Here is a 20446-nt window from a genome sequence, read left to right on the forward strand (position 1 = left end):
AGCTAGCATGCTGGCGGCGATCCTGTCGCGCCACCCCCAACCCGAGACCGATCCGATATGAGTGCCGCCGAGAGCTTCTCGCCGAAATCCGACTTCCTGCGGGTGCTGACCGAGCGCGGCTATATCCACCAGACCTCCGATCTCGAAGGGATCGATACGGCCGCGGCCGAGGGCCGGCTGACCACCTATGTCGGCTACGATTGCACCGCGGGCTCGCTGCATATCGGCCACCTGCTCTCGATCATGATGCTGCACTGGCTGCAGGCGACCGGGGCGGGCAAGCCGATCGCGCTGATGGGCGGCGGCACGACCCGCGTCGGCGACCCGTCGGGCCGTGACGAGACCCGCAAGATCCTGACGATCGAGCAGATCGAGGAGAACAAGCGCGGCATCGGCAAGACCTTCGCCAAGTTCCTGACCTTCGGCGACGGCCCGGGCGAGGCGCTGATGGTCGACAATGCCGAGTGGCTGACGAAGCTCAACTACATCGAGATGCTGCGCGACATCGGCCGGCATTTCTCGGTGAACCGCATGCTGTCGATGGACAGCGTGCGCATGCGCCTGGAGCGCGACCAGGAGCTGTCGTTCCTGGAGTTCAACTACATGATCCTCCAGTCCTACGACTTCGTGGAGCTGAACCGGCGCTACGGTTGTGTCCTGCAGATGGGCGGCTCGGACCAGTGGGGCAACATCGTCATGGGGCTCGACCTCGGGCGCCGCATGGGCACGAAGCAGCTCTACGCCCTGACCTGCCCGCTGCTCACCACGGCCTCCGGCGCCAAGATGGGCAAGACCGCCGCCGGCGCCGTCTGGCTCGATGCCGAGATGCTGTCGCCTTACGATTACTGGCAGTTCTGGCGGAACACCGAGGATGCCGATGTCGGCCGCTTCCTCAAGCTGTTCACGCTGCTGCCGATGGACGAGATCGCCCGGCTCGCCGCACTCGGCGGCGCCGAGATCAACGAGGCGAAGAAGACGCTCGCCACCGAAGCCACCGCGCTGATGCATGGCCGCGAGGCCGCCGAGGCCGCCGCCGAGACGGCCCGGAAAACCTTCGTCGAGGGCAGTGTCGCGGCGGATCTGCCTACCGTCACCGTCTCGGCCGATCTGCTCGATGCCGGCATCGGCGTGCTCACGGCCTTCGGACCGGAATTCGCCAAGCTGGTGCCGTCGACAAGCGAGGCGCGCCGGCAGATCAAGAGCGGCGGCCTGCGCGTCAACGACGCTCAGATCAGCGACGAACGCTCGGTGCTCCGCACGGCGGACCTCACGTCCGACGGCGTGATCAAACTCTCCTTCGGCAAGAAGAAGCACGTGCTGTTGAAGAAGGGCTGATCGCTTCCGCCGTCATTGCGAGCGTAGCGAAGCAATCCAGAGCCACATCCGCAAACGTCAGCGCGTTGGCCCTGGATTGCTTCGCTACGCTCGCAATGACGGCAAAGCGTTCGAACGTCAGCGCTCCGGCAGCCCGTTGGCCGACGCGTCCGAGCCCCCGCCTCTCCCCGCGCCGAAGAGCTGGCGCAGGAAGCCCGGCGCGACGGCCGAGAGCGGATTGACGCTCACCGTCGGCTTGGCGATCGCGCCGGAGACCGCGAAGTTCACGCCGAACAGGCCCTCGTTGCGGTCGCCGGCGAGCAGCGGGCCGACGATCGGCACGTGGGCCACCACGTTGTTGAGGGCGTAGAGCGGCACGAAGGTGCCATCGATCTGGGTGCGCTCCTTGGCCGTGTCGAGCCAGCCGCCCATGGTGAAGCCCATGGCGGCGTTGGAGATCACGGCATCGGAGAAGCTGATGCGGGCACCGCTGCGCTGGAAATTCGCGCGCATCCGGTCGAAGCCGACGTCGCTCGCCGCCGCGACACGGCGCCCGCGGGCATCGACGGCATCGCCCGCGGCCGGGCTCGACGCCATGATCCGCGACAGGGCGGGCTCGTCGCGCAAGACGAAGTTCTTGACCTTGACGCCGCCCGCCTGCGGCCCGTCGTTCAGGAACAGGCTCAGGTCGAGCTTGCCGCCATACATGCGCTTGTAGACGTCGAAGAAGCGGAGCGTCGCGCCCGAATCGTCGGACTCGACTTGAAGCAGCGGCTGTCCTCGCTCGGGCTTGATGCTCGCGGTCAACGGAGCGCTGCCGAACCGGCCCTTGACCTGCGCGTTGCGGATGTCGCCGTCGCGCATGGTGAGCTTGAGGTTCGCGTTGGTCAGTACCTCGCCGTTGTATCCCGTCAGGATATTGAGGGCGATGTCGGCCTCGACGTCCTTGCCGTCCTTGTCCTTGCCCTTCTTCGAATCCGGGCTGGTCAGCGTCTTCAGGAACGGCCGCGCATCGGCCACCTGGCCCTTCACCGCGACCCTATAGACGCCGCTGGAATGATCGACGGAGACGCGCATGTCGTCGCCCGGCGAGAGCTTGAGGCTAGAGATCTCAGCCCGGTCGAAGCCGCCGTCGGCGGTGATGGCCGCGCTGCCGCGAGCGAGTGCGGGGGAGGCGTCGAGGACGATGTCGCGCAGGTCGGAGCCGCCGCTCTGGTTCTCGGCCAGGGTGAAGGCGAGCTTGCCCGGCTTGCCGGCGGCCTTCGACCAGCCCGGCAGCAGGCCTTCGATGCCGGCCTTGGTGAGGTCGGCTTCGACCCGGATCGGCGGCTTGCCCGGGCCCGGCCGGCCGATCGGCACGGTGAGCCGCGCTGGGATCGGCCCGCTGAGCTGGGGCGCCACCGGGAAACCCTTCTTGGCGCGCAAGGTCTCGTCGAGGACGAGCGAGACCAGCGCCTCGCCAGGCGCGCCGGGCTTGGGCTGCCGCAGGTCGATCGTCAGCGGCGCGCCGAGCACCCGGCCGTCGCCCTTCATGGTGAAGCCGCTGCGGTCGTAGTTCAGGGCGAAGCGGCCCTGCTCGAAGCGCTCCTTGCCGAACGCCTTGTCGACGGTCAGGTCGGTCAGGGCGCCGTTCAGCGTGACCGGGATGTCGGCGATGTCCGGCACGTGTTTGAGGTTCAGCGGGAAGTCGATGCGCAGGTCGGCGCGGCCCTTGATGTTGGCCGGGTCGAAATCGGTGCCGGAGAGGCCTTTGAACATCTTGGTCTGGAGCAGGGCGGCGATCGCATCGGCGCCTCCGCCGAGCCGCAGGCCGATCTGCGCGAGCACGTTGCCCGGCTGAGGGTCGCGGACGGTGAACGACCCGTCGCTGATGCCGAGCGTGCGGTTGTCGGCGAGGCGGATATCCGCGCTGGCCCCGTTGATGGTGGTCGAGCGGCCGGTAATCACGCCCGTCAGCCGGGCATGACCGATCGGCGGCGCGTCGCGCGACACCGTGAGGCCTGCCCCCGAGACCGCGACGTCGACATGCAGGGACTTGTCCGGCAGGGGCGCGCCCTGCAGCGCGGATGCCATCTCGGCACCGCTCAGATCCACCACGATCTCGGTCGCGTCGACCTGGCCGCCGACCAGATAATCGACGAGATAGTAGCGCACGGCCGGCGCCACGTGCTCGGGCCAGAGCCGGAGAGCGAGGCGCCCCTCGGTATGGTCGGCCTTGATCCGCAGCGTGACGCCGTCGTCGTCGCGGCTCGTGCCGATGGTGCCAGTGATGGTGCCGTTGAGCTTCTCGCCGCGCATCGAAAACTCGTCGATGCTGATGCCGCCCTCGCGGCCGGTCAGGTGCCCCTTGATCTCGGCGACCTTCACGGGGGCGTCCGCAGGGGTCGCGCCCCGCAGGACGGCGTTGCTGCCGCCGAAGCTGAGGGTCCAATCGGTGGGCGCGCCGTTCGGGCTCTGTGCGAAGGCCCCCTGCAACTGGACGCTGTTTCCGGCGCCGGCATAGTCCAGCGAGTCGAGCTTCAGGGCCCGGTTGGCTTCGTCCCAGCTCGCCGCCGCGTTCAGCGTCTCGATGGTGACCGGGTTGAAGTCCTTCTCCTCGATCAGCAGGTTGCCGGCGCTGGAATGCACGCCGACCTTCATCGACTCGATGCGCCCGGCATTGATCGCCACGTCGGCGGAGCCCGAGACCTTCAGGTCGGTCTCGACCGGCAGCTTGGACATGCCGCCGAGCAGCAGCATGTCGGTGACCGGCAGGTCGTCGAGGGTGATGGTGCCCGAGCGCCGGCCGCCGCCTTCCTCGTGGACGTCGCCGCCGAAGCGCCACTCGCCGTGCGGGCCGTCGATGCGCAATTCGAAGATGCGGGCGTCGCGCGTGGCATCGCGGCGAAAGAGCCCGTTGACGCGCTCGAACACTGCCCGCTCGCGGGCGTCGTCGTCGATCAGCGTCAGGCGTCCATTGGTGATCTTGGCCCGATCGAGGGCCCCGACGACTCCGGCGGAATCGAGCACCACGCCGAAGATCGATGCGACGGCGGCCGAGACCGGCGAGACGGTGCCGCGGGCCGGGTCCACGCTCGGCAGGGTATGGGGCTTCACCGCCGCCGTCTCGGTCGGCGAGGAGGCGGCGAAGGCGATCGAGCCGTCGCGATGCACGAGGGCCGTCATCCGCAGGTCGCGGAACTCGATGGAGCGCGGCTGCACCGAGAACTTCATCAGCCCCCATGTGTCGATGCTGACCACGGCGAGCGGCGCGCTGACGACGAGCGCACCGTCCGGATTGAACACGTCGAGCCCCGCGACGCGCAGGGCCAGCGAGTTCTCGGAATCGAGCTCCAGCGAGCTGTCCTTGAGATCGACCCGCCATCCGGGGCCGATGCTGCCGGCCAGCCCCGCAGCGACGCGCTCGGACATGCCCTCGATGTGCAGCGGCCCCTGTGACAGCCGCAGCACCGCGAGCCCCGTGCCGAGGCCCAGCAGGAAGACCAGCAGGACGGCGCCGATCATGCACCTGCGGCGGACGCGGCCCGACGCCTTGCGCGGCCGTTCCGGCGGCGTCTCAGGCCCTCGTGCGGGCTTGCCGGTCGCAGCTTTGCCGGTCACCGCTTCCTCGAGGAGCGAGTGGGCCGTTTCCTGGTCCATTCATCCTTCGCCGCTGGATCGGTCAACGCGCCCGGGATAATCGAGCGGAATGCCTTGGGTCTGATGCGCCGGTCGGGTGCCATGCCGACTCTGCAGAGAGCATGCCCCGAGGGACACGATCAATCAGCCGAAAGGAAGGCATGATGCCGCTCGAACAGGGTCAAAACGCCCCCGATTTCACCTTGCCGGGCGCCGGAGGCGAGACGATCGCACTCGGCGGGCTGAAAGGTCGCAAGGTCGTGCTGTATTTCTACCCGAAGGACGACACCAGCGGCTGCACCCTGGAGGCCCAGGGCTTCAACGCGCTCGGCGACGCCTTTGCCGCCGCCGGCGCGACGGTGGTTGGCGTCTCGCCTGATTCGGTGAAGAGCCACGAGAAGTTCCGCGCGAAATACGGGCTGACCTTCCCGCTCGCCTCCGACGAGGCCAAGGGCATGCTCGAGGCCTACGGCGTCTGGGTCGAGAAGAGCATGTACGGGCGCAAGTACATGGGCGTCGAGCGCACCACCGTGCTGATCGACGGCGAGGGCCAGATCGCGCGGATCTGGCCGAAGGTGAAGGTGCCCGGCCATGCCGACGAGGTGCTGGAGGCAACCCGCGCCCTCGGCTGAGACAGTGGCGCCAGGGCCGTTTTGTCGGTTCCTTAACCTTGACGATGTGTGATGGGGGCACCTGTCTTCACCGTTCGGCGTGATGCGTCCCATCTCACCATCGACCTCTCCAGCTGACGGCGCGGCCCGGCGCCGCGATCGTCTCGGCCAGACCCCGGCGCCCCGCCGGAGCAGGCTCGCCCCCGCCCTGGCCGTGGCGCTCTGCGCCAGCACGGTCTGGGCCGGCGCGACGACCTACTACATCGTGTTTCGCGACGAGACGCTCGGCCGCTTCTTCGCGCAGGTCCGGACCGTCGAGCTCGCCTATCAGGAGCGGCTCGGCGCGCTGCAATCGCAGGTCGACCAGACGGTCTCGGAGCGGATCAGGAGCCGCGAGGGCTTCGAGAGCCGGCTCGGCGCGCTCGCCGAGCGGCAGGCGCTGATGGAGCGGCGCCAGGGCATTCTGGCGGCGCTCGGTGCCCCGGAGCCCGAGACCACCGGTTCGATCCTTACAGTGCCGACGGAGCCGACCCCCGCGGCGCAACTGCCCCAAAAACCCTTCCCCACGCCGGAGCCATCCGATGCCGGCGGCAGCTTCGACCTGCGCATGCGCGGTGGCGACCGGGTCGAGGCGCCGGAGCGTCGACTCGGGCTTCGCCTCGCTCGCCTCAACGGCCGGCTCGACCAGCTGGCCGAGAGGCAGTCGGAGGTGCTTGGCGATCTCACCGCCACGACCACCCGCACCATCGGACGGCTTCGCAGCGTGATCGCGCGGGCGGGTCTCGATCCGAGCCGCTTCGACAAGCCGGAGCGCGGCGTCGGCGGCCCGCTGGTTCCGCTGACGGGCGATGCCTTCGATCGCGCCCTGGCGGAGGCGCAGCGTTCCGGCGACGAGGAGCAGCGGCTGCGACGGACGGTCGCCACCCTCCCCTTACGCAAGCCGCTCGCCCAGGACGCCGTCTACACCAGCACGTTCGGCGCCCGTCTCGATCCCTTCACCCGCGGGCTGGCGCTGCATACGGGGATCGACATGCGCGCCGAGCACGGCGCCCCGGCCCGCGCCACGGCGGCGGGCCGCGTGACGGTGGCCGAGCCCAATGGCGGCTACGGCAACATGGTCGAGGTCGACCACGGCCACGGCCTGGTGACGCGCTACGCGCATCTGGCGAGTTTTTCGGTGACGCCCGGCCAGCGGGTCGAGGCGGGAGCCGTGATCGGCCGCGTCGGCTCGACGGGACGCTCGACAGGCAACCATCTGCATTATGAGGTTCGGATCGACGGCGAGCCGGTCGACCCCCAGCGCTTCCTCAAGGCCGGCGCCAGCCTCGCCGAGACGGTCGCGGATGCCGAGCCGGCGGCGGATGCGCAGGACCGGGACGGGCTGTCCTCCGACTCCTGGATCGCCTGGTCGAAGGCTCAGTTGCAGAAGCTCGGGCCCGGCCGTTAGGCGCTCAGACCCCGGGTTCGGCCCCTCGCGCCGGCCCTTCAGCCGTCATTGCTTCGCTGACGCTCGCAATGACGACGAGGATCAGTCGATGTCCTCGACGACCTCTGTCGCCCCATAGAGCCGCTGCGCGAGAGAGGCCTCGATGAACGGATCGATGTCGCCGTCGAGCACCTCGTCCGGGTCGGTCGATTGCGTGCCGGTGCGCAGGTCCTTCACGAGCTGATAGGGCTGCAGCACGTAGCTTCGGATCTGGTGGCCCCAGCCGATCTCCGTCTTGGAGGCGGCCTCCGCATTGGCCTTCTCCTCGCGCTTCTTCAGCTCGGCCTCGTAGAGGCGGGCGCGCAGCATGTTCCAGGCGGTCGCCCGGTTCTTGTGCTGCGAGCGCTCCTGCTGACAGGCCACCACGATGCCGGTCGGGTTGTGCGTGATGCGCACGGCCGAATCCGTGGTGTTGACGTGCTGACCGCCGGCGCCGGACGAGCGGTAGGTGTCGATGCGGCAGTCCGATTCCTTGATCTCGATCTCGATGCGATCGTCGATCACCGGATAGACCCAGACGCTCGCGAAGCTCGTATGCCGGCGGGCGTTGGAATCGTAGGGCGAGATCCGCACCAGGCGATGCACGCCGGATTCGGTCTTGAGACGGCCATAGGCGTTGTGGCCCTTGATCAGGAGCGTGGCGCCCTTGATCCCGGCCTCTTCGCCGTCGGTCATCTCGACGATGTCGACCTTGAACTTCTTGCGCTCGGCCCAGCGGCCATACATGCGCTGAAGCATGTTGGCCCAGTCCTGGCTCTCGGTGCCCCCAGCGCCGGCATGGACTTCGAGATAGGTGTCGAAGGCGTCGGCCTCCCCCGAGAGCAGCGTCTCGACCTGCCGGCCGGCCGCTTCCTTTTCGACGGCGCGGATCGCGTTCTCACCCTCGGTGATGGAGGCCTGGTCGCCCTCCATCTCGCCGAGCTCGATCAGCGTGGCGCCGTCCTCGAGCGCCTGCTCCAGCTTGCGGATGGCAGTGACGGCCTCGTCGAGCTGCTGCCGTTCGCGCATGACTTTTTGCGCGGCTTCGGCGTCATTCCACAGCTCGGGACTCTCCGAGGCTGCGTTCAGCTCCGCGAGACGTTTATCGACGGTATCCCAGTCAAAGATGCCTCCTCAGCAGCCCTATAGACTGCTTGGCGGCATCCGAGCTCTGCTCGATCTCGGCGCGCATCTTGGGGTGAACTCGTGTGCGGTGAAGGCCGGGGTGATACCGGGGGCTCTGCGCGGTGTAAATGGCGCTGCCGTTATTGCGAGCGCAGCGAAGCAATCCAGGGCCAACGCACGAACCGTTGAGGATGTGGCCCTGGATTGCTTCGCTGCGCTCGCAATGACGCGAGTGGTTTTTTGATCGTCCTCAAGGACAACCATCGTGCGGAGCTGTCCGCATAGCAGACGAAGTTGGCGATTGTTTCCGCTCAACTTCGGCCGCCGGTCACGTCCAGTATGGCGATCTGCGGTTACGTCGCTTGCAACCTGCTCAGAGAGCCCATGATACAGCGTGGCTGGGTTATGTCCTTCGCTCTCTCTGTGGCCTTGGTTCTTGGATTGGCCGGGGTAGGTCTTGCTGCGACTTGGGCCATGGTGCTCAGCCTAAAGGCTGAAAATCCATTCTGGCGCAGTGCCGCGAACCACTATCGCACGACAATACCGGCCGGGATCCGCACGACCGCATTGCTGGGCTACGGCTCGAAGTACCTCGACACATGTGGAGGATTTGCATTTCGCTTGGATGGTGACTTTGCCCTGTCGCTCGAGCAGGACGGTCTCGACAGGTTGCAGGCGGTAACCCTATCGCCCCGCAGTAGGGAGGGCGTTCGGCTCACATACGAACCGTGGCGACCGACACCGCTACCGATAGACTGGCTCGGGGACGGCCGGTGGGCGACAGGCATGGGCTGCTTCGCAGACGACGATCGCCTGTTCGATAACAGAGCAGTATATGATACTGTCGAGGGGCCCGGTGGATTTTATACATCTTCGAAACAATTTCAGATTGTGATATTTCCTAGGCAAAAGCTCTTGGTGTCGACGCATCTCAAGTAAATCGGCTGCAGTGACGGAGGATTTGCCACAATCACTATCCGACGTGCCGGAGGCCATCGCGCGCGAGAAGCAGATCAAGGCGGCTTCGCGGCGCAGGAAGCGGCCGTTGATCGAGGCGATGAATCCGGGCTGGTCTGATGGACTGCGCGCAGTCGGAGCCGACACTGTTGTGAGGCCCGGTGTGGCAAGACCCCGTATCCGAGCGTCGACGCCTCGAGCCGAGACCGCCGGCGCCGGCGAACACGCCGGACCGGCCGAAACTTGCGAGCAATGATGCCGCCCCTCCTCCGTCGCCGGCTCGGGCTCCTCGTCGCAACATTCGCCGTCATCGCACTGGGAACGTCCCTGAGGGTGATTCCGGTCGGCCTGTCACCGGGCGTGGTGAAGTACGGCGGCAGCGTGCTCTGGGGCGCGATGGTCTACGGGATCGTCGCTTTCCTCATGGCAGGCGCGCGCACGCGAATGGCGGTCGCCGTCGCACTGGCAGTCGCGACCGCGGTCGAAGGGCTTCGCCTCTACCACACGCCCGGCCTCGACGCGTTCCGACTGACCCTCGCCGGCCAGCTCCTGCTCGGACGGATCTTCTCGGGCTGGAACATCCTCGCCTATGCCGGCGGCATCGGGGTCGCGGCCTGTCTCGATCGGCACCTGCGCCGGATCGCCAATCCCTGAGACTCTCGCGCTGAACGAGCGCCGCTCTCAGGGCAAGTTATGCACAGTGTTGGAAATTCTGTGGATGACTAAATCAATATCCGCACATGCGAATACAATTTAGCCCGAATCCGCCCACTCACATGCCGTGACGGGAGGTGAGGCACATGCAGAATTCGCCCGATGATATTTCGTGTCAGATTTTGCGAAAACTGATCGTTCTGCTCGAGAAGCAGCCCGATGCGGCGCCTGAGATCTGCTCTTTCCTCCTGCGGGAGGGCCTGTTCGAGATCGAGATCGCAGCTTTGGTTGGCGGTGCGCCGCCTCGCACCCTGGACCTCGTCCAAATCGCGCACGATGTCGTCCTGACCGCCGACAGGATTTCGCAGGCTGGGGCCGGAAAGGATGGTGCGCCGGCGATGGCCGAGCCAGCCGGAAGCGAGGACGGCGCGAGCCAGCCTTCTCCACCGATTCACGCCTCGGACTTCATGCCCCTGCCGATCCAGGCCGCGAAGATGAAGGCGGCGCCCGCCACGGCGATCGGTGCCCCTACGAAAACGATTTCGACAAGCGTATCCGACATCGCGCCCCGCCCCCACGAAGCGGGCCAACTGCATCATCGGAATGGCGACGCGTCGGCCAGAACCAAGAGTACGACGTCGCGCCGCTCGCACAATGAAGGGCGACTTCTGCACGAGAAAAGATTTCGGCCTGTTGCTTGAAGGTCAGCGCCCCTGAAGGGGCGCTCGTCGACACGCTTCCGCGGGAGCGGCCAAGCTCCTGGCGCATGCGACGACGCCGATGCGTCGCCCAATGCAGCCTTCGTAGGCGCGCGAAGATTCCCTGAGCGCCGCGACGTGGGGCGGCAAGCGCCAAGTCGGGGCCTAATCCGGTCCCATCACGCGAGGCTTGCCCGACGCGGCATTCCTCCGATATAGGAATATTAGCAAATCAGCGGCGCGCTGTCCAGCTGATTCTCGGTGGCGTCGGCCCATGCGAGTCGAAGCAGTGCCGTTGCCGGCCGTGGGACGGCTTGGGACAGGCGGGACATCCGTCCCACTTATCCGGTCTTCCGAACGGATCGATCGGCCGGAAACGGGCTGAGAAGGCGGCCCGTTTTCAGGCCTCAGTGCCGACGAATGCGCCCTCCAGCGCCTGCCCGATCAAGGCCCGAGTCTCCGCCACGCCGTAGAGCGCGATGAACGAGCCGAAGCGCGGTCCCTGCGCCTCCCCGAGCAGCACGTTGTAGATCGAGGCGAACCAGGTCTTGGCGACGCCGGGCCGGCCATCGGGGCTCTTCGACTTGCCCGAGAGATCCGGGAAGTGCCGGCGGCCGACCTCGTAGACCACCGCCTGCAGCGCCTCCGGATCGGCCGAGCCTTCGTGCCCTCCCAGCGTCTCCGAGAGGTCGGCGAGCGCCGCCCTCTCCTCCTCCGTGGCTGCGCGGTATTGTTTCTGCGGGCGCACGAAATCGCGGTAATAGGCCAGGGCCCGGTCGACGAGGGCGGCGAGCCGCGGATGCGTCTGCGGCCCGACATCGGGCGCATAGCGGCGGATGAAGCCCCAGAGCACGTCGGGCGTCTCGGCATTGGCCACCGAGACGAGGTTCAACAGCATCGCGAAGCTCAGCACCGTGCCGGCGGCATCGATCGCCTCGGGTGCCGGCGGAGTCCCGGCATGCAGGTGCCAGACCGGGTTGCCGAGGCGCAGCTTCGCATCCTGCCGCGGATAGCGGCCGAGGAAGTTGTCGTACTCGTCGACGTTGCGCGGGATCACGTCGAAGAAGAGCCGCTTCGCCTCGCGGGGCTTGTTGTACATGAACAAGGCCAGCGAATCCGGGGTGCCGTAGGTCAGCCACTCGTCGATGGTCAGGCCGTTGCCCTTGGACTTCGAGATCTTCTGGCCGTTCTCGTCGAGGAAGAGCTCGTAGTTGAAGCCCTCCGGCGGCTCAGCGCCGAGCGCGCGGGCGATCTGGCCCGAGAGCTTCACGGAGTCGATCAGGTCCTTGCCGGCCATCTCGTAATCGATGCCCAAAGCCACCCAGCGCATGGCCCAGTCGGGCTTCCATTGCAGCTTGGCGTGGCCGCCGGTGACGGGCGTTTCGTAGGCCTCGCCCGTCGCCGGATCGCGCCAGACGATGGTGCCGGAGGCAGGCTTCACCTCGTCGATCGACACCTGCATGACGTGCCCGGTGACCGGGTGGATCGGCAGGAACGGCGAGTAGGAGGCCGAGCGCTCGGCACGCAGCGACGGCAGCATGATCGCCATCACCGCCTCGTAGCGGTCCAGCACGAGGCGCAGCGCATCGTCGAAGAGGCCGGCCTTGTAGCACTCTGTCGCCGAACGGAATTCGTAGTCGAAGCCGAAGGCGTCGAGGAAGCGGCGCAGCTCGGCGTTGTTGTGGTGCCCAAAACTCTCGTGGGTGCCGAACGGGTCGGGCACCTTGGTGAGCGGCAGGTTCAGCGCGGACGTGAGCTGATTCTGGTTAGGGACGTTGGTCGGCACCTTCCGCAGGCCGTCCATGTCGTCAGAGAAGGCGATGAGCCGGGTCGGCACGCTGTCGTTCGTCAGCACGCGGAAGGCATGGCGCACCATCGAGGTGCGCGCGACTTCGCCGAACGTGCCGATATGCGGCAGGCCCGAGGGTCCGTAGCCGGTCTCGAACAGCACCTCGGATTTGGGCTTGCGCTCCAGCCGCGCGACGAGCTTGCGCGCCTCTTCAAAGGGCCACGCGGCCGCCGTGGCGGCAGCCTCCACAATGTCAGGGTCGAGAGCGAGCGGGGCGGTCATGGCCATATGGTCTTGGCGGAGCGCCCTCGGAAGAGCGCTGAGGAACTGTGATCGAGCCGGTCTACCTACGGAGCGAGCCAGACACGGTCAACGCGGGCGCCCCGTCACGACCGAAGCGGACGTTTCAGAACGGGCTCACCGGAAAGAACCGCAGGTAGAGTTCTGCGTATTTGCCATCGTCCCAGACACGCTGGAGCGCATCGTCGAGGGCGCGGTTCAGGGCGGCGTCCTCCGAGCGCGTGACGAGGCCGATGCCCTCGCCGAAATAGCGGTTCTCCAGGTAGTCGCCGCCGACGAAGGCGCAGCAGCGCTCGGAGTCCTGGCCGCCGATCCAGAGAGCGAGGTTGAGCCCGTCGGCGAAGACGTAGTCGATCTCCCCTCGCCTCAGCGCGGCCTCGGCCGAAGAAAGGTCGGGGAAGGGTTTCAGGACCGCGGCCGGGAAGAAAGTCTTCACATAGGCTGCGTGCGCGCTGTTCTCGATCACTCCGACGCTCTTGCCCGACAGGGCCTCCGCAGACGGGGCAGGCAGCCCCTTATCGCCCCGCGCGACGAAACGCGCTGGCCAGCGGAAATACGGACGCGTCGCCAGGAAACGGGCGCGTAGGGTCGGCGTCAGAGGGATCGCCGCGGCGACGACGTCGCCCTGCTTGTCACCGAGGGCATCGAGCAGCGTGTCGAAGCGGCGCGCCTGCACGGTGCATTGGATCGCCAGCCGCTCGCAGACCGCGCGCGCCAGCTCCACAGAGAAGCCGGTCGGGTTGCCGTCGGGTCCGGCGAAATGCAGCGGCGGAAATTCGTCGTCCGTGAGGAACCGGACCGGGCGGCCAAGCTGTGGCGCCTCCACGCGCTCGCCGCGGGCGCGGGGATTCCAGAAGTTCGGGATCGCGACGGAGGGGCTCGGCGGCCGTGACTCAGGTGCGGCGGGAGCCTGCGCCTGTGTTGAGTCTGCCGCACCGGCCAGCAATACGGCGAGGGTTAACAAACCATGCACAACCAGAGCGCGCACGGCGCTTGCCCATGACAAGCGGCTGCGATGGCTTTGGGGAACGGAGGACGAGATCGGGCTCACCCTGCCTCCGTACCATACCGTCGAGCCCCTCGGGAGCGTCCTCATGGCGGTCCTCGACAGGTCCATCGTGGCACGGGGCGCGCTAGGCGAAGAGCCGGCGGCGGAAGCCGTCGTGCTTCCGCGCGAGATCGGATTCCTGCTCGCGCATGGCATGCCTTACCGGGTGCTCGCCGACGCGGCGGAAGCGGCACGCCTGTGCCGCGCTGATGCCTTGACGACACTGCTCAACACCGGCGCGATCGACGAGGAACGATACTATCGCGCCCTCGCTCTCTCGCTCGGCACAACGTTCGTCGACGACGTGCGGCTCTACGACGGGGTGCGCCATGCCGAGGTACTGGACGTCGAGGCTACTCCGTTGGCTCGGAAGTTTTGGCCCCTCGTCGCTGTGGCCCCGCGCGGACGTGCCGTCGCACGCCTTATGGACACTTGGAACCAGTGCAGCGTCCAGCCGGCCATCACCACGCCCATGCGGTTGCGTCATGCCGTATTCGCGCAGCGGGCGGATGAGATCGCGACCGAAGCGGCAGATGGCCTGAAGCAGCACCATCCGGAATGGTCATGCCGCCCAGGTCCGACGACGAGAGACCTCATTCTCGTTGGAGTCATGGTCGGATTGGGATTTCTCTTCACGAGCTTGCCGAACGGATTCAGCATGAGTCTGCTCGCACTTACCCAACTTGCGACCGTTGCGATGCTGATGGTCCGCTTCTGTGCCGTTGCAGTACCTTCGAGCCCGGAGCCCTCACCCGAGCTTCGTCTCCTGAACGACGCGGCACTCCCGACCTACACCGTCCTGGTCGCGCTCTACCGGGAGGCCAGCGTCGTGGAGCAACTTGTCGGATCGTTGAAAAGTCTCGACTATCCAGCGGCGAAGCTCGACATCAAACTTCTGCTCGAAGCCGACGACGTGGAGACGGCCGAAGCCCTGCGGTCGATTGCCTTGCCGCCGTGGTTCGAGATCGTGACGGCGCCTCCGGGCCTCCCCCGAACGAAACCCCGGGCGCTCAACATCGCGCTACCGCTGGCCCGCGGCCGCTATCTCGTGGTCTACGATGCGGAGGACGTGATCGAGCGACAGCAGCTCAAGCTCGCCGCGACGCTGTTCGCCCGAGCCCCCAAGACGACGGCGTGCCTGCAGGGGCGACTCGTCATCGACAATTACAAGGATGGCTGGCTGACGCGGCTCTTCGCCATCGAGTACTCGGCCCTGTTCGACGTACTCGGACCGGCCCTTGCCGCGTGGCGAATGCCGACGCCGCTGGGCGGGACGACGACACATTTCCGCACGCGCGTCCTGTGTGAACTCCGTGGTTGGGACGCCTGGAACGTCACCGAGGATGCGGATCTCGGGATGCGTCTGGCGCTCGCTGGCTACCATGTCGGTGACCTGCCGAGTGACACCAAGGAGGAGGGCCTGCGGCTGGTGAAGCCTTGGCTGCGCCAGCGAACGCGCTGGATGAAGGGATTTCTGCAGACGAGCTTCACCCATCTTCGAAATCCTGCCGAGACGGCCGGGCGGCTGGGGCCGCTCGGAAGCCTGTTCGCGCTCACGCTTCTGCCGGGGACCGTCTTATCCGCTTTGGACGGTCTATCAGCTGGTCGTCGGGCCGACTGTGGAGACGGGCCTGCTGGCAGAGCTCACGAGTGTTGGGACGAACGTGGTTTTCATTGGCGGTATCATGGCGATGCTGCTCCCGGCGCTGCTTGCCTGCTTGCGCCGCCGCTGGTTCGGGCTGATGCCATGGGCGCTCCTGCTGCCGTTCTATTTCGGCTTGGTCAGCGCTGCGGCCTGGCTCGCGGTCTTCGAGCTGGCCCGGCATCCGCACCGCTGGAACAAGACCGAGCATGGGCTGGCCCGCACCTCGCGCAGTGGCGCCCGGCTGACGCGCCGAGCCTCCGGGCTCAGATCCGCTTCGCCAACTCCGCGGCCGCCTCCTGCGGCGGTCGCTGCAGGTTGAGGGCGGTGACGAAATTGTTGTTTGCGTCCATGATGTAGACGAGTGCCGTGTGCTCCATGACGTAGCCGCCGGACTTGTCCTCGACCTTCTTGGCATAGCCGCGATAGGCCTTGAGCGCGGCGGTAACCTGTTCGGGCGTGCCGGTCAGGCCGGCGATGCGCGGGTCGAAGCTCGAAAGGTAGTCCTTCAGGGCGGCCGGGTCGTCGCGCTCGGGGTCGACGGTCACGAAGGCGACCTTGAGCTTGTCGGCCTTCGGGCCGAGGGCGGCGAGGACGTCGGTGATCTGCTGGAGCGTTGTCGGGCAGACGTCCGGGCAATGCGTAAAGCCAAAGAATATCAAGTGCGTAGCGCCGGCGAAGTCGCGCTCGGTGAGGGTCTTGCCGTCCTGGTTCACCAGGGTGAACGGTCCGCCGACTGCGCTGGTCGCAGCGGGTCGGCTCTGCGGCACGAGGTAGACTACGGCGGCGGCCGAGAGCAGCAGGATGCCCGCCGTGAAGGCAAGAAACGGCAGGAGGATACGCGACTTGGGCTGCATGAGTGAGGTCCGGCGCCGGGGGGCGCAGCTCTAGCCGGACGAGCCCCATGACGCCAAGCGCCCGGCCCTGCGGCCTGTCGCCATCATGGGCAGACCGTGGCTCGCGTCATGGCTCGCCTGGAGGGCAGCCATGGCTCGTTAGTCAGACCGCCAGCCGATCCGTCGCGGTCTCGACGATGGCCGCGGCCCCGCGCCGGCCGAGCGCGTCGCCGACCATCAGGATCGCGGGCCCTTCGAGGCCGGCCGCCTCGATCCGCGCGGCGAGGTTGGCCGCGGTGCCGGTGACGGTCGCTTGCTCAGGCCGGGTGGCGTTGAACACGACGAGCGCGGGCGTCGCCGGGGCGAGGCCTTCGGCGATGGCGCGCTCCAGCAGGACGCCGAGGGTGCGTTTGGGCATGTAGACCACGGTGGTCACGCTCGGATCGGCGAGCGCGCCCCAGTTCAGGTCCTCGGGCAGCGCGCCGCGGCGGTCGTGGCCGGTGACGTATTGCAGGCGGCGCGCCGCGTCGCGATGGGTCAGCGAGATGCCGAGAGCGGCGGCGGCGCCCTGCGCGGCGGTCACGCCCGGAACGACGGCGCAGGGTACCCCGGCGAGCGCGCAGGCTTCCAGCTCCTCCCCGGCCCGGCCGAAGACCAGGGGGTCGCCGGATTTCAGGCGCACCACCTGCTTGCCGGACTTGGCGAGCGAAATCATCAGCGCGTTGATGTCGTCCTGGCGGCAGGAGGGACCGTGCCCGGTCTTGCCGACGAGCATGGTGCGGGCCTCGCGGCGCGCATAGTCGAGGATCTCGCGGGCGACGAGATCGTCGTAGAGGATGACGTCGGCATTGCGGAGCGCCCGCAGCGCCTTGAGGGTCAGGAGCTCGGCATCGCCCGGCCCTGCCCCGACGAGGGTCACCGCGCCGCCCTTCGGGGCGGCCTCAGTCTCACCGAGCAATTCGGCGAGATCGGTCTCGGTGGGCGCGCGGTCGGGCTCGGCGAAGGCGCGGTCCGTGAAGCGCTCCCAGAAGCCCCGGCGTTCGGCAAAGCCGTGGAAGCGTTCGGTGACGCCGTCACGCCAGTCGCGGGCGGCGGCGACCCAGCGGGCAAAGCCGCGCGGCAGCATCGCCTCGATGCGCGCCCGCACCGTCTGCCCGAAGACGGGGGCCGCGCCCTCGGTGGAGATGCCCACCACCAGCGGCGAGCGGTTGACGATGGCGCCGAATTTCACATCGCAGAGATGCGGCCGGTCGACGGCGTTGACGATGGCGCCGCCCGCGCGCGCGGCCGCGACGAAGGCGATGCAATCGTCCTCGTCCTCCATCGCGCCGATGGCGAAGGCCGCGCCCGCCAGATCCTCAGGCGTCCAGCCGCGCTGGTGCAGCGTCACCGAGCCGGCGGCGATCTCGCCGGGCACGGCCAGCAATTCCTCGCTCGGTTCGGCGGCATAGACGTCGACCCGCGCCCCGGCGGCGGCGAGCAGCTTCACCTTCCAGGGGGCGCCGCCGTTGGAGCCGGCGAGCACGGCACGCTTGCCCTGCAGCGGCACGAAGACGGGCAGCACCGCCAGCGGCTCGAGGCCGGCGCGGGTTTCGCGGGGTTGGCGGGGCGTGCTCATCGCGGTCAGCGGGGGTCTCGCTCGGGAAATCACGCGGAACGTGACGTCACGCAGCGTCGCGCGCAAGCGTTGCGGGCAGCAGCTTGCGGATCTCTGGGATGCACGAGCCGCAATTCGTGCCCGCCTTGCAGGCCGCGCCGACCTTCTCGACCGAGCCGGCCCCGGCCGCGATGGAGGCGGTGATGACGTCGAGCCCGACGCCGTGGCAGGCGCAGATTACCGGCCCGGCCGAGGCCGTCTGCGCCCGTCCAGAGAGCAGGGAGCGTCGATCGACGGCCTCGATCTCGGGAGCGGCAAAGATCTTTTTGGCGAGCTCCCAATCGGGCCTGCGCTCGCCGGCCTCCACCGCGAGACAGGCCGTCAGGCGGCCGTCGCGATAGACGGCGAGCCGGTAGAGCCCGCGGGCGTGGTCGGAATACTCGGCGATCTCGTGGCCCGGAAACAGCCCGCGCAGGGCCAGAGCCACCTCCCGCGAGCCGTCCTGCGTCGCGAAGATCAAGCCGGAGCCGCTCTGCACGGTCGCCCGCGCCCACCACCAGCCGGCCGGCGCGGGCATGGTGGACCGGGTCAGCAGGTAGCCGCGCGAGCGGTAGGCGACGGGCTCGACGGAGGCCGGCGTCGCCTTCAATTCGGGTTGGCCCGAGACCGGGTCCGGCACGCCGCGCACTAGCGCGACGACGCGTCCGTTGGAGGCGGTCATGTCGCTCCAGTGCATGGGCGCGAACATCGTGCCCCGCTGCGCGCCGTCGGTGACCGCGATCTCCAGGATCGCGCTGGCATGATCGGTGGTCACGCGGGCGAAGCCGCCATCGGTCAGGCGATGGCGCGCGGCGTCGTCGGGGTGGATCTCGAGGAACGGCGCGGCGCGGTGGGCCGAGAGGCGCTGGCTCTTTCCGGTGCGCGTCATGGTGTGCCAGTGGTCGCGCACGCGGCCGGTGTTCAGGATCATGGGCCGCTCGGCGGTGGGCGCCAGCGCCAGGGCCGGCGGCTGCACCGCGACGAAGCGGGCGCGTGCGTCGAAGGTGTAGAATCGCCCGTCCGCGAAGAGCCGCGCCCTGCCCTTCCGGGGATCGGCGGAGCGCTTCGGCAGCGGCCATTGCACGGGCGGCGCGGCGTCGTAGCCGCGGTCGCTGAGGTCGGCGAGGGCGCCGAGATCGAAGTCGCGGCTGCCCTCGTTCTCGAAGGCCGAGAGCGCGGCATGCTCGCGGAAGATCTGTGCGGCGGAGGTGTAGGCGAAGGAGGCGCCGTGGCCGAGGCGGTTGGCGACGTCGCTCATGATCGCCCAATCGGCCCGTGCCTCGCCGGGGGCCTTCAGGAAGCTGCGCTGGCGCGAGATGCGCCGCTCGGAATTCGTGACGGTGCCGCTCTTCTCGCCCCAGGCATGGGCCGGCAGCAGCACGGTCTTCGTCGCCGTGGCCCGCGCCGTGTCGGTCGTGGAGAGAACCTCCGAGACGACGTAGAGGTCGAGCCCGGCAATGGCCTCGCGGATCGCGTCGGCGCGCGGCATCGAGACGAGCGGGTTGGTGCCCATCACCCAGAGCGCCTTGATCTTGCCCCGGGCGATGGCCTCGAACATCGCCACCGCCTTCATCCCCTCGCCGGTGATGATGTTGGGCGCATCCCAGAAGCGGCGGACCCGGTCGACCTCCTCCGGGGCGAAATGCATGTGGGCGGCCAGCATGTTGGCCAAGCCCCCGACCTCGCGGCCGCCCATCGCATTGGGCTGGCCGGTCAGCGAGAACGGCCCCATGCCGGGCTGGCCGATCCGCCCCGTGGCGAGGTGGCAATTGATGATCGCGTTGCCCTTGTCGGTCCCCTGCGCCGACTGGTTCACGCCCATGCTGAAACAGGTAACCACCCGGCGGGTGCGGGTGAACAGCTCGAAGAAGGCCAGCACGTCGGCCTCGGGCAGGCCCGTTGCGGCCGCCGTGGCGGCGATGCTCGGTGCGATGCTCTGGGCGCGTTCCAACGCGGCATCGAAGCCGGCCGTGTGCTCGGCGACATAGCGGCGGTCGACGGCGCCCTGCGTCGCGAGATGCACCAGGAGGCCCGAGAACAGCGCCGTATCGGTGCCGGGCCTCAGCCCGAGATGCAGGTCGGCCTCCTCGCCGGTCTGGGTCCGGCGCGGATCGATGGTGACGATCCGGGTGCCGCGCTTCGCCTTGGCATCGGCCATGCGGCGAAACAGGATCGGGTGGCACCAGGCGGTGTTGGAGCCGACGAGGACGAGGAGATCGGCCTCGTCGAGATCCTCGTAGCAGCCCGGCACCGTGTCCGAGCCGAAGGCGCGGCGGTGGGCCGCGACCGCGCTCGACATGCAGAGCCGGGAATTCGTGTCGACATGCGGCGTGCCCAAAAAGCCCTTCGCGAGCTTGTTGGCGACGTAATAATCCTCGGTGAGGAGCTGGCCAGAGAGATAGAAGGCGATCGAGTCCGGCCCGTGCCGCTCCGTGATCCTGCGCAGGCCGCCCGCGACGGTGCCGAGCGCGCTCTCCCAGGACACGCGCGCGCCATCGACCATCGGATGGAGCAGGCGGTCATCGAGATCGAGGGTCTCGCCGAGCGCCGAGCCCTTGGAGCAGAGGCGCCCGAAATTCGCCGGATGCTCGGTGTCGCCCGCGACACTGGCTCCGCCCTTGCCGTCCGGCGTGGCCAGCACGCCGCAGCCGACCCCGCAATAGGGGCAGGTCGTCTTCACGACGGGGGGGATGGCGTCGGACACGGGCACGGTCATCGCGTGATCCTCGGCTGGCGTTTCGGGGTCGGGAGCA

At 68.1% G+C, this 20446-nt stretch carries 13 protein-coding genes; 6 read left to right on the forward strand and 7 right to left on the reverse strand.

Going from position 1 to position 20446, the window contains the following annotated elements; genetic code table 11:
• Positions 1–57 precede the first annotated feature (57 nt).
• Positions 58–1335, forward strand: coding sequence for a tyrosine--tRNA ligase (tyrS, locus tag GGR33_RS12635; protein WP_183505613.1), 1278 nt, complete (start codon positions 58–60; stop codon positions 1333–1335).
• Positions 1336–1452: 117 nt separating this feature from the next.
• Here tyrS and GGR33_RS12640 read toward each other — a convergent pair whose 3' ends face one another.
• The gene (locus tag GGR33_RS12640) at positions 1453–4953 is read right to left on the reverse strand and encodes a YhdP family protein (protein ID WP_183505615.1); all 3501 of its coding nucleotides are present in this window, start codon (positions 4951–4953) and stop codon (positions 1453–1455) included.
• A gap of 143 nt (positions 4954–5096) precedes the next feature.
• Between GGR33_RS12640 and GGR33_RS12645 the strand changes: the two genes are divergently transcribed.
• Together GGR33_RS12645 and GGR33_RS12650 are read left to right on the forward strand one after the other, a co-directional pair.
• Positions 5097–5564 carry a peroxiredoxin gene (locus GGR33_RS12645; protein ID WP_183506041.1) on the forward strand — a complete coding sequence of 156 codons (468 nt, stop codon included), beginning with the start codon at positions 5097–5099 and terminating at the stop codon, positions 5562–5564.
• 82 nt (positions 5565–5646) lie between these two features.
• A complete protein-coding gene (locus GGR33_RS12650) occupies positions 5647–6990 on the forward strand; it encodes a M23 family metallopeptidase (RefSeq protein WP_183506043.1) in 1344 nt (447 codons plus the stop codon).
• A gap of 81 nt (positions 6991–7071) precedes the next feature.
• Here GGR33_RS12650 and prfB read toward each other — a convergent pair.
• Positions 7072–8200 (reverse strand): peptide chain release factor 2 gene (prfB, locus tag GGR33_RS12655; protein WP_183505617.1). Its coding sequence is split into 2 segments (ribosomal slippage): positions 7072–8130 and positions 8132–8200, totalling 1128 coding nucleotides; the frame shifts between segments, so codons are not numbered across the junction.
• 1142 nt (positions 8201–9342) lie between these two features.
• On the opposite strand from prfB, the gene GGR33_RS12660 reads away from it, so the two are divergent.
• A complete protein-coding gene (locus GGR33_RS12660) occupies positions 9343–9744 on the forward strand; it encodes a ribosomal maturation YjgA family protein (protein ID WP_246413056.1) in 402 nt (133 codons plus the stop codon).
• Positions 9745–9890: 146 nt separating this feature from the next.
• Entirely contained in the window at positions 9891–10445 is a 555-nt protein-coding gene (locus GGR33_RS12665) for a hypothetical protein (protein WP_183505619.1), read from the forward strand.
• A 397-nt stretch (positions 10446–10842) separates the two neighbouring features.
• On the opposite strand, the gene GGR33_RS12670 is transcribed toward GGR33_RS12665, so the two are convergent.
• Both GGR33_RS12670 and GGR33_RS12675 read right to left on the reverse strand, forming a co-directional pair.
• Positions 10843–12513, reverse strand: a complete 1671-nt coding sequence (locus GGR33_RS12670) for a lysine--tRNA ligase (RefSeq protein ID WP_183505621.1) — start codon at positions 12511–12513, stop codon at positions 10843–10845.
• Between the two features lie 124 nt (positions 12514–12637).
• The gene (locus GGR33_RS12675) at positions 12638–13627 is read right to left on the reverse strand and encodes a transporter substrate-binding domain-containing protein (RefSeq protein WP_425488778.1); all 990 of its coding nucleotides are present in this window, start codon (positions 13625–13627) and stop codon (positions 12638–12640) included.
• A 118-nt stretch (positions 13628–13745) separates the two neighbouring features.
• Between GGR33_RS12675 and GGR33_RS12680 the strand changes: the two genes are divergently transcribed.
• Entirely contained in the window at positions 13746–15581 is a 1836-nt protein-coding gene (locus GGR33_RS12680; RefSeq protein WP_343068495.1) for a glycosyltransferase family 2 protein, read from the forward strand.
• Here the strand turns inward: GGR33_RS12680 and GGR33_RS12685 are convergent.
• The 3 genes from GGR33_RS12685 to GGR33_RS12695 all read right to left on the reverse strand — a co-directional run bounded on the left by GGR33_RS12685 (position 15488) and on the right by GGR33_RS12695 (position 20409).
• Entirely contained in the window at positions 15488–16078 is a 591-nt protein-coding gene (locus GGR33_RS12685) for an SCO family protein (RefSeq protein WP_183505622.1), read from the reverse strand. The genes GGR33_RS12680 and GGR33_RS12685 overlap by 94 nt on opposite strands.
• Before the next feature lie 142 nt (positions 16079–16220).
• Positions 16221–17675, reverse strand: coding sequence for a siroheme synthase CysG (gene cysG / locus GGR33_RS12690; RefSeq protein ID WP_183505624.1), 1455 nt, complete (start codon positions 17673–17675; stop codon positions 16221–16223).
• Positions 17676–17721: 46 nt separating this feature from the next.
• A complete protein-coding gene (locus GGR33_RS12695; RefSeq protein ID WP_183505626.1) occupies positions 17722–20409 on the reverse strand; it encodes a nitrate reductase in 2688 nt (895 codons plus the stop codon).
• Positions 20410–20446 lie beyond the last annotated feature (37 nt).

The sequence above is a fragment of the Methylobacterium brachythecii genome, assembly GCF_014196345.1.
Taxonomy (GTDB): Bacteria; Pseudomonadota; Alphaproteobacteria; order Rhizobiales; family Beijerinckiaceae; genus Methylobacterium; species Methylobacterium brachythecii.

Coding starts and splice junctions, on each gene's coding strand:
- GGR33_RS12650 (WP_183506043.1), top strand. CDS start 5,647: ATGCGTCCCATCTCACCATCGACCTCTCCAGCTGACGGCGCGGCCCGG.
- GGR33_RS12695 (WP_183505626.1), bottom strand. CDS start 20,409: ATGACCGTGCCCGTGTCCGACGCCATCCCCCCCGTCGTGAAGACGACC.
- GGR33_RS12665 (WP_183505619.1), top strand. CDS start 9,891: ATGCAGAATTCGCCCGATGATATTTCGTGTCAGATTTTGCGAAAACTG.
- GGR33_RS12645 (WP_183506041.1), top strand. CDS start 5,097: ATGCCGCTCGAACAGGGTCAAAACGCCCCCGATTTCACCTTGCCGGGC.
- GGR33_RS12660 (WP_246413056.1), top strand. CDS start 9,343: ATGATGCCGCCCCTCCTCCGTCGCCGGCTCGGGCTCCTCGTCGCAACA.
- GGR33_RS12675 (WP_425488778.1), bottom strand. CDS start 13,627: ATGAGGACGCTCCCGAGGGGCTCGACGGTATGGTACGGAGGCAGGGTG.
- GGR33_RS12640 (WP_183505615.1), bottom strand. CDS start 4,953: ATGGACCAGGAAACGGCCCACTCGCTCCTCGAGGAAGCGGTGACCGGC.
- GGR33_RS12670 (WP_183505621.1), bottom strand. CDS start 12,513: ATGACCGCCCCGCTCGCTCTCGACCCTGACATTGTGGAGGCTGCCGCC.
- tyrS (WP_183505613.1), top strand. CDS start 58: ATGAGTGCCGCCGAGAGCTTCTCGCCGAAATCCGACTTCCTGCGGGTG.
- GGR33_RS12685 (WP_183505622.1), bottom strand. CDS start 16,078: ATGCAGCCCAAGTCGCGTATCCTCCTGCCGTTTCTTGCCTTCACGGCG.
- cysG (WP_183505624.1), bottom strand. CDS start 17,675: ATGAGCACGCCCCGCCAACCCCGCGAAACCCGCGCCGGCCTCGAGCCG.